The organism is Streptomyces sp. NPDC059853 (assembly GCF_042731495.1).
Lineage (GTDB): Bacteria > Actinomycetota > Actinomycetes > Streptomycetales > Streptomycetaceae > Streptomyces.
Genome location: NZ_JBHWJL010000204.1, coordinates 1 through 9,599, shown reverse-complemented (window position 1 = coordinate 9,599; position 9,599 = coordinate 1). Strand labels below are relative to the sequence as shown.

Below are 9,599 nucleotides of genomic sequence, written 5' to 3'. Positions count from 1 at the left end.
CGCGTATACGGCCTGTGACGCCCCGGGGGCCCGCCGCCACCGGCCGGGAGGACGCCGCGCGGCGCCCTCCCGGCCCGGCCGCGCGGCGCCCGTCCGCCCCGGCGGTCAGCCGGGACGCCGCACCGCGCCGTCGCGCCCGTCCGGCTCAGCGCAGCGGGTCGTGGCCCAGCGACATCAGCCGGTAGCGGCGATCGCCCCCGGCCGCGCCGCCCGGGGCGGTGGTGGCGGCGCGGACCGTCGCCAGGACCTCCCGCATCAGCCGCGCGTCATCGGCCGTCACATCGACCCGCCGTTTCCGCAGAATGGCCAGGACCCGGTGGCCCCGGTCCTGCGCCGGATCGCTGCCCGCGGTCCGCAGCCAGGCGGCCAGTTCGTGCGAGGTCATGTTCACCGCTCCACGGAACTCCGCCCACAGCCGGTCCAGTTCACCCATGTCGATACCGCTCATCCATCCTCCAGCACACCGTGGCATTCATGCCCCGCAAGGCGTCCCCGGATGACTGAGCGTGAAAACCCCCCGCGCGGCGCATGCCGTCAGCCGCGCGCCAGCGAGCGCACATCCTCGGCCAGCCGCTTGTCGAGCGCCACCCGCACCAACCCCGCTGTCAGCTGGGGCAGTTCATTCCGCCGCACCAGCCCGTCCAGCGCCTTCGGCGACCTCGGCAGCCCCACCCGCTCCGCACCGTCCAGCGCCTTGCCGTCGATGTACGGCGCGTACCGGGGCCACACGCCCTGCACCTCGCGCAGGAAGATCGCCGCCCCCAGCGGCCCGATGCCGGGGAACTCCCGCAGCCGGTCGGACACCTCGTCCGGGCCCGCGTCCGCACGCAGCCGCCGCAGATCCCCGCCGTACCGGTCGAGCAGCAGCTGCGCCCCGTCACCCAGCTGGGTCGCGGTCCGCTCGTCGTAACGCCGGTAGTGCCCCTCGCCCAGCGCGTCCACCCGCTGCTGCCAGGTCGCCTCCGCCATCCCGGCCGGAGTCCGCATCCCGGCGTCGAACAGCGCCCGTGCCGCCGCCACCGCGACATCCGCCTTGATCCGCGCCGACAGCAGATGCGCCAGGACCAGCACCTGGTACAGGGCCGCCGGGGTGTCCCGCAGCCGGATACCGGCCTGCTCCGCGTACGTCTGGCCGCAGCGCTCCACCACGGCGTGCGCCAGCGCTTCCCTCTTCCCACTCACCCGGAACCACTCCTCGGACGACGACAACCCGCGGCACCGCCGCGCACCGCCCCCGGGTGCCCGCCACGCGCCCGCCCATGCGTGCCGGGGCCCCGTGACCCGCCCCGGGTCACGGGGCCCCGTACCGCTCAGCCCGCCGCGAGCGTCACCGTCACGGTGTCCCCCTCGGCGGCCACCGGCTCCGCGTACCCGGCCGGGCCGGCCAGCTGCACCTGCCAGGCGCCCGGCTCCGTGCCCGGCGCGGCCTCGGCGCGCACCGTCACGCGCTCCCCGTCCCGCCGGGTACGGAAGGTGACCGCCGTGGAACCGTCCGGAGCGGGCAGCTCCGTCACGGTCTCCGCCCCGTCCACCGGGGCGTGGACCCGCAGGGTGACGCCCTCGGCCCAGGCGTACTCCACCCCCCGGGCCGCCTGCTCCGCGTCGCCCAGCGGTATCACGGAGCCCGGCCGGGCCAGCAGCGGCAGCGAGTCGAAGCCGAAGCGTTCCCGGCGCCAGCCCGGGCCCTGGATCTGCTCACCGCTCAGCAGATGGGTCCAGGTGCCGGCCGGCACGTAGTACTCCACCTCGCCGCCGGTCTCGAACACCGGCGCCACCAGCAGATCGCCGCCCAGCATGTACTGCCGGTCCAGGGTGTGGGTGCCCGGGTCCTCCGGGAACTCCAGCACCATCGCCCGCATCACCGGCGTACCGTGCCGCCGCGCCTGGCGGCCCGCCTCGAAGAGGTACGGCGCCAGCCGGTGCTTGAGCCGGGTGAAATCGCGGGTGACGGTCACCGCCTCCTCGTCGTAGTCCCACGGGACCCGGTAGGAGTTGGAGCCGTGCAGCCGGCTGTGCGAGGACAGCAGCCCGAACTGCACCCACCGCTTGAAGACCTCCGGCGTCGGGGTGCCCTCGAAACCGCCGATGTCGTGGCTCCAGAACCCGAACCCGGACAGCCCCAGCGACAGGCCGCCGCGCAGCGACTCCGCCATCGCCGTGAACGTCGACTCGCAGTCGCCGCCCCAGTGCACCGGGAACTGCTGCCCGCCGGCCGTGGCCGAGCGCGCGAACAGCACCGCCTCGCCCTCCCCGCGCTCCTCGGTCAGCACCTCGAAGACGGCCTCGTTGTACAGCTGCGTGTAGTAGTTGTGCATGCGCTCCGGGTCGGAGCCGTCGTGCCACACCACATCGGTGGGGATGCGCTCACCGAAGTCCGTCTTGAAGCAGTCCACGCCCTGCCCCAGCAGCGTGCGCAGCTTGTCCTGGTACCAGGCGCGCGCCGCCGGGCTGGTGAAGTCCACCAGACCCATCCCGGCCTGCCACAGATCCCACTGCCACACATCGCCGCCTGCCGTGCGCACCAGGTGGCCCAGCCGCTTGGCCTCGGCGAACAGCGGCGACTTCTGCCCGATGTACGGGTTGATCCACACGCAGATCCGCAGCCCCCGGTCCTCCTTCAGCCGGCGCAGCATGCCCTCCGGGTCCGGGAAGACATCCGGGTCCCAGGTGAAGTCGCACCACTGGTACTCCTTCATCCAGAAGCAGTCGAAGTGGAAGACGCTCAGCGGGATCTCGCGCTCCGCCATGCCGGAGACGAAGCGGTTGACCGTCTCCTCGTCGTAGTCGGTGGTGAAGGACGTCGACAGCCACAGCCCGAACGACCAGGCCGGCGGCAGCGCCGGGCGCCCGGTCAGCGCGGTGAACCGGTCCAGGATCTCCTTGGGCGTCGGACCGTACACCACCAGGTACTCGATCGACTGGTCCTCGACGCTGAACTGGATCTGCCCCACCGACTCCGAGGCGATCTCGTAGGAGACGTTGCCGGGGTGCCGCACGAAGACGCCGTAGCCCCGGTTGGTGAGGTAGAACGGGATGTTCTTGTAGGCCTGCTCGCTGGCGGTGCCGCCGTCCGCCTGCCAGATGTCCACCGTCTGGCCGTTCTTGGTGAACGGCGTGAACCGCTCGCCCAGCCCGTACACCAGCTCGCCGACCCCCAGCGACAGCTGGCCCAGCGAGTAGTGCCGCCCCTCCTGCTCCGCGAAGCCGGTCCCGCGCTTGCCGGCCGTGGTCAGGACCCGGCCGTCGGCGACGAAGTCCAGCTGCCAGGGGCCCTCGGTGTCCACCCGCAGGGACAGCGGACCGCTGGACAACTCCAGCACCGAGCCGTCCCGCGCCACCTTCGCCGTGCTGTGCGCCTCGTCGGCGTGCAGCGCGAACTCGGGGCCGCGCTCGGCCTTGCCCGCGTGATGGGTGGAACGCACCGCGATCACCCCCTCGGCGGGGGAGGAGCACTCCACCGTCAGCAGCGCGCTGTTGAGGGTGTTCCCCCGGGTCCGCACCTGCCGGACGGGGGCGTAGAGGGTGAGCCTGCCGTCCGCGACCGTAGCGTCGGCGACCTCGGTCGCGTAGGACAGCTTCACGCCCGAGCGCGTCAGCCAGTAGCCATCGGTGAACTTCACTGCGTCTCCTGCTCCTCGGAATCCGAATTGCTGCTGGTGGTGCTGGTGCTGGTGCTGTGCCGCCGCACCGTGCGGTGCGCGATCAGCCGGCGGTACGGTCCCGGTGCGCGGCGATCAGACGCCGGTACCAGTGGTAGCTGTCCTTGGGGAGCCGCTCCAGCGTCTCGTAGTCGACCCGGACGATGCCGAAGCGCTGCTCGTAGCCGTAGGCCCACTCGAAGTTGTCCAGCAGGGACCAGACGTAGTAGCCCCGGACGTCCACCCCGGCCGCCACGGCGTCCGCCACCGCCGCCAGATGTCCGGCCAGGTACTCCACCCGGTCGCTGTCGTGGACCTGCCCGTCCGGGGAGACGACGTCCGCCTCCGCCGAGCCGTTCTCGGTGATGACCAGCGGCGGCATCGCGGGGTAGCGCCGCCGCAGGTCCACCAGGAGATCGGTGAAGGTGTGCGGCACCACCGGCCAGCCCATGGTGGTGTGCCGTACGTCGTCGCGCCAGGTCTCCTCGACCCGGATGTCCACGGCGGTCCTGGTCGCGGGGTCCGGGTCCCGGAACGGGGCGTCGGTCACCGTGATCGGCCGGTAGTAGTTGATGCCGGTGAAGTCCAGCGGGGCGGCGATGAGATCGAGATCCCCCTCGCGCCGGCAGGCGGCGGCCTCCCGCGCCAGCTCCCCCCAGGTCTCGTCCTCGTGCAGCGGGTAGCGGCCCGCGAACAGCGGGTCCAACCACACCTCGTTGTGCAGCGTCTCCGCCCGGCGCACCGCGCCGGCGTCCGCCTCCGAGCCGGTCGCCGGGAGCAGCCGGTCCGGGTTGAGCGTGATGCCGACCTCCCCGGCACCGGCCGCGCGCAGCGCCTGCACCGCGAGCCCGTGGCCGACCAGCAGATGGTGCGCCGCCGCCAGCGCGCCGGCCCCCTCCTGGGCCCCGGGCGCGTGCCGGCCGATCGCGTACCCGACGAAGGCGCTGCAGAACGGCTCGTTCAGGGTGATCCAGCGCGGCACCCGGTCCACCAGCCGCTCCGCCACCAGCGCCGTGTACTCGGCGAACCGCTCCGCCGTCGCGCGCACCCGCCAGCCGCCGAGGTCCTCCAGGGCCTGCGGCAGGTCCCAGTGGTACAGCGTGGCGGCCGGGGCGATACCGGAGGCCAGCAACTCGTCCACCAGCCGGTCGTAGAAGTCCAGGCCCTCGGCGTTGGCCGGGCCGCTGCCGGTGGGCTGGATCCGGGGCCAGGCGATGGAGAAGCGGTAGCTGTCCACCCCCAGGTCCTTCAGCAGCGCCACATCCTCCCGGTAGCGGTGGTAGTGGTCGCAGGCGACGTCCCCGGTGTCACCGCGAGCGACCTTGCCGGGGGTACGGGAGTAGGTGTCCCAGATCGACGGGCCGCGCCCGCCGACGTCGTGGGCGCCCTCGATCTGGTAGCTGGCGGTGGCCGCGCCGAAGAAGAAGCCGGGCGGGAAGGCGGGGAAAGCGGGCGTGTCGGTCATGGGCGGAGCACATCCCTCACGGAGGAGCTGCGGACAGGACGGAGAGAAGGGGCGGGCCGGTTCACTTGATCGATCCGCCGGAGATCCCGGCGGCGATGTACTTCTGCGCGACCACCAGCAGGATGGCGGCCGGGATCGCGGACAGCACGGCGGTGGCCATCACCGCGCCCCAGTCACTGACATGGGCGCCGATGAACTGATAGATGCCCAGCGTCACCGGCTTCACGTCGTCGGTGGTGTTCAGGGTCAGCGCGAAGATGAAGTCGGCCCAGGCGAAGAGGAAGGCGAACAGGCCCGAGGTGATCAGGGCGTTGCGGCTCATCGGCAGCACGATCCGCACGAAGGCCGTGAACCGGTTCGCGCCGTCCACCATCGCCGCCTCGATCACCTCGGACGGGATCGACACCATGAACGCGCGCAGCAGCACGATCGCGAACGGCAGGCCCAGCGAGGCGTCCGCCAGGATCAGCCCGGCGTAGGAGTTCACCAGGCCCAGCTCGGCGTACGCGCTGTACAGGGCGTTCGCCACCACGATCCCCGGCACCATCTGGGTGATCAGTGTGCCGAACACGATGCCCCGGCTGCCGCGCAGCCCGAACTGCGCCAGCCCGTACGCCGCCGGAGCGGCCAGCGCCAGACACACCGCCACCGCGCCCAGCGACACCACCAGGCTCGTCAGCAGCGAACCGCCCTGGGTGTCGAAGGCGGCCCGGAAGTTGTCCAGGCTGGGCGAGGTCGGCAGCAGCTGCGTGGCGGCGATGCTGGAGTGCGGCTGGAGCGCCGTGGAGATCATCCAGTACACCGGGAACAGCATCACGGCCAGGATCAGCAGGGCCAGTACGGTGGAGCGCCAACTCCGCCTCGCCCCCGGCGCCTTCGCCGCGGCCTTCACCCGTACCGGCTCCGTCACGGTCTCGGTCGTCGTCATCGTCGATCACTTCCCCTGACCGGCCTGGGCCCGGTTGACCCGCAGATACAGCACCGCGAACACGGCACTGACGAGGATGAGCACATTGCCCACCACGGCGCCCTGACCGAAGTCGAGCTGCATGAAGGACAGCTGGTACGTCATGGTGCCCAGCGTCTGGGTGGAGTCCGCCGGGCCGCCGCCGGTCAGCGCCAGGATCAGATCCAGCACCTTGACCGTCGACATGAAGCCCAGCACCAGCACCACCGTCACCACCGGACGCAGCATGGGCAGGGTGATGCTGCGGAACGTACGCCACGGGCCGGCGCCGTCCAGCGCCGCCGCCTCGTACACCTCCCGCGGGATCTCCTGGAGACCGCCGTACAGGATCACCATGTTGAAGGGGATGCCGATCCAGATGTTGACCAGCACCGCGGACAGCAGCGCCACGCTCGGGCTGGACAGCCACGGCACCCCGTCACCGGTCAGCCCCAGCGTCTTCAGGAAGCTGTTGAGGACGCCGTGGTCCTCGTCCATGATTCGCCGCCACACCACGGCCGACACCACCATCGGCACCAGCCACGGCAGCAGCAGCACCGCGCGCACCACACCGGAGAGCGGGAAACGCCGGGTGAAGAACACCGCGAGCGCCAGACCGATGGTGAACTGCCCGGCCAGCGAACCGATCGTGAACAGCACCGTCTGCCACAGCGCGTCGCCGAACAGCTCGTTGGAGAAGACCGCGCGCCAGTTGTCGAACCCGTTGAACGGCGCCTCACCCGTGAAATAGGTGGTGGGCGTGAACTCCTGGAAGCTCATCAGGATGTTCCGCACCAGCGGGAACCCGAAGAACGCCAGCAGATACAGCACCGCGGGCGCCACGAACAGCCACTGGTACAGCCGGCGCCGCCGGGCGGCCGAACGGGGCGCGCTCGGCACGGGACCCGTGTCCGTCCCGGCCGTCCCGCCCGCCGGGGTCGTCTCGGTCGTCGTCGTCATCCCGTCCTCACTCCCCGGCCTGCTGCGCGGCCCGGTTCAGCGCCTGTTCGGGGGTGGAGCGGCCGGTCAGCACGGACTGGAAGGCACCCGCGAGCGCGTCGCCCACCATCGGCCAGCGCGTCCCCACCTCGGCGGTCCGCGAACGCGCCGTGGCCACCAGATCGGCGAACGGCGCCAGTTTCGGATGCAGCTCCCGGTAGGCCTGCGCGGCGTCGGCGCGGGTCGGCACGTTGTTGACCCGCTCGCCCCACGCCAGCTGGTTCTCCTGCGAGTTGAGGCAGTTGAGGATCGCCCCGGCGTTGCGCTCCCGCTCGGGGTCGCTGTTCTTGGGCACCGTCATCACGGTGCCGCCGATCGGCGGCACCGGGTCCTGACCGGCCTGCGGCACCGGGATGGAGGCCACCGCCCAGTCCACCGCGTCCTGCGCGCTGAGCACCGGCACCTGCCAGGGCCCGTTCACCATCATCGCGGCCCGGCCGGAGACGAACTGGTCGTTCACGTCCTGCTGGTTCCAGTTGACGACCGACCGGGAGGCGGACCCGTCGTCCACCAGGTCCTTCCACAGCTGGAGCGCCTGCTGCCCGCCGGTGCCCTCGGCCAGCCGCGCCTCGTCGCCGCCGGCCGACCAGAAGAACGGCAGGAACTGGTACACGCCGTCCGCGTTGGGGCTGGCGCTGAACGCCATGCCGTAGGTGGTGCCGCCGGTCAGCTCCGCCGCCGTGCCGCGCAACTCCTCCCAGGTGGTGGGCGGCTCCAGTCCGGCCTCGGCCAGCAGGGTGGTGTTGTAGATCAGCGCCAGCGAGTTCACCGACCGGGCCACGCCGTACTGCACCCCGTCGTAGGAGCCCAGCGAGACGGCGCTGTCCGAGAAGCCCTGGGCGTCGAAGCCGGTCTCCGGGAGCGGGCGCAGCCCGCCCGTCTCGGCGAACTGGGACAGCTCGGAGCCGTCCAGTTCGAGGATGTCCGGCAGCGAGTCGGAGGACGCCATCCGCAGGGCCTTGGTGGCGACCTGGTCGGCGGGCACGCTGATCTGCTGGACGCGCAGCCCGAGCGGCTCGGCGCAGGCGTCGAAGAAGTCCTGGTTGGCGGAGTGCTCGGCGGTGTCGGTCGCGGAGTTGAGCACCGTGACCGTGCCGGGGTCCGGCTGTGCGGCACACGCCGTGAGCCCGGCGGCGACCGTGGCACCGGCGAGGGTGAGGGCGAGCGCGGAGACGGGTATGCGTCTGCGGGGTCGTGCCATGGGGTGTGTCTTCCATTCGCGACGTTGAGAAGGAAAGCCGGGGACGGCGGGCCGTGGCCCGGGCGCGGTCAGGGCGGCGGAATCACCGCCCCCTCGGCCATGACCGGGGTGATGAGCTGGTGCGACACCTCGGGCGCGGGCGCGACCGCGCCCGGGCGGGCGGCGATCGCCGCCACGGCCAGCTCCGCCACCGCGGCCGACATCCGGCCCACCGGCAGCTCGATCCGGGGGAAGCCCGCCAGGGCCGGCTCGTCCGGCAGCGTGCCGACCAGCACCACGCTCAGGTCCTCGGGCACCTTCAGGCCCAGCACGGCCAGCTCCCGCAGCAGTTCGGGCAGCAGGATCAGATGCTGCACCACCAGGGCGGTGGGCCGGGTGGCCGGGTCGGTCAGCAGCACCTCGCGCAGCCGCTTCGCCAGCACCTGCGGGTCGCCGCTGGACTGCTGGACGCGGACATCGGCGCCGGTGTGCGCGGCGGCGGCCCCGGCCCCGTCCAGACCGTGCATGGCGTAGCCGCGCCGTGCCTCGATCTCGTGGTCGGCGGAGGACAGGAACACGATCCGCCGGTGCCCGGCCGCGGCCGTCTCGCGCACCGCGAGGGAGACCGCCGCCTCCCAGTCGAGGTCCACCCACGGGACGTCGGCCTCGTCGTGCTCGCTGCCGTGCCCCAGCAGCGCGGTCGGGAACCGCAGCTCGCGCAGCGCGGCCACCCGGGGGTCCTGCACCTGGACGGCCATCAGCACGGCGGCGTCCGCCAGCCCGCTGCGGGCGATGCGGCGCAGCCCGCCGACCCCGTCCTGGTCGGTCATCATGAGGACGTCGTAGCCGTGGCCGCGCGCGGCGTCGCTGAACTCGATGGCGAACCGGCCGTCCATCGCCCGGTACTTGCCCGTCTCCCGGGGCACGGCCAGCACGATGACGTCGCTGCGGGCGCTGCGCAGGGCGCGGGCGCTGGCGCGCGGATGGTAGCCCAGCTCGCGGATGGCGGTGCGGACCGCGTTCTGGGTCTCCTCGGAGATCTTGCGGGAGCCGCTGAGCACATAGGAGACGGTGCTGGGCGCCACCCCCGCCCGTTCGGCGACATCCTTGATCGTTGCCATCCCGCTCCCTCACGGACTCCACCAACGCCGGCCGGTTCGAATCGATTCGTCGAATCGATTCGAAGCAGTGGCGAGATGCTAAGCGGCGGCGGGCGGTGCGGACAAGGGGTTCCGGAAAGATCTTTGACGTTCCGTGTTGTATCACGCCAGGTGCCCGCCCGGGACGCACGCGTGACGGCGCCCCGGCTCCCCCCGGGTCAGCCGCCCCTCCCTGCCGCCGGGAGGGCCGTCAGCCAGGCCGGGGCGCGCT

8 protein-coding genes are annotated in these 9,599 nt (G+C 72.2%); all 8 read right to left on the bottom strand.

All coding sequences use genetic code 11. The features are described from left to right. Positions 1 to 145: 145 nt before the first annotated feature. The 8 genes from ACFV5N_RS19700 to ACFV5N_RS19665 all read right to left on the bottom strand — a co-directional run bounded on the left by ACFV5N_RS19700 (position 146) and on the right by ACFV5N_RS19665 (position 9,349). Positions 146 to 448, bottom strand: a complete 303-nt coding sequence (locus ACFV5N_RS19700; RefSeq protein ID WP_385601356.1) for a DUF3140 domain-containing protein — start codon at positions 446 to 448, stop codon at positions 146 to 148. An 86-nt stretch (positions 449 to 534) separates the two neighbouring features. Continuing rightward, a complete protein-coding gene (locus ACFV5N_RS19695) occupies positions 535 to 1,182 on the bottom strand; it encodes an endonuclease (protein ID WP_385601353.1) in 648 nt (215 codons plus the stop codon). Between the two features lie 128 nt (positions 1,183 to 1,310). Next, positions 1,311 to 3,620: an alpha-xylosidase gene (yicI, locus tag ACFV5N_RS19690; protein WP_385601351.1), complete on the bottom strand. Its 2,310-nt coding sequence runs from the start codon at positions 3,618 to 3,620 to the stop codon at positions 1,311 to 1,313. 82 nt (positions 3,621 to 3,702) lie between these two features. Then, on the bottom strand, positions 3,703 to 5,103 hold the full coding sequence (locus ACFV5N_RS19685) for a GH1 family beta-glucosidase (RefSeq protein WP_385601348.1): 1,401 nt from the start codon (positions 5,101 to 5,103) through the stop codon (positions 3,703 to 3,705). Positions 5,104 to 5,164: 61 nt separating this feature from the next. After that, positions 5,165 to 6,031: a carbohydrate ABC transporter permease gene (locus ACFV5N_RS19680; RefSeq protein WP_385601346.1), complete on the bottom strand. Its 867-nt coding sequence runs from the start codon at positions 6,029 to 6,031 to the stop codon at positions 5,165 to 5,167. A 6-nt stretch (positions 6,032 to 6,037) separates the two neighbouring features. After that, positions 6,038 to 7,009 (bottom strand): carbohydrate ABC transporter permease, encoded by a 972-nt coding sequence (locus ACFV5N_RS19675; protein WP_385601344.1) that lies wholly within the window; start codon positions 7,007 to 7,009, stop codon positions 6,038 to 6,040. Positions 7,010 to 7,016: 7 nt separating this feature from the next. After that, entirely contained in the window at positions 7,017 to 8,249 is a 1,233-nt protein-coding gene (locus tag ACFV5N_RS19670) for an extracellular solute-binding protein (RefSeq protein WP_385601341.1), read from the bottom strand. A 68-nt stretch (positions 8,250 to 8,317) separates the two neighbouring features. After that, positions 8,318 to 9,349, bottom strand: a complete 1,032-nt coding sequence (locus ACFV5N_RS19665; RefSeq protein WP_385601339.1) for a LacI family DNA-binding transcriptional regulator — start codon at positions 9,347 to 9,349, stop codon at positions 8,318 to 8,320. Between the last annotated feature and the right edge of the window lie 250 nt (positions 9,350 to 9,599).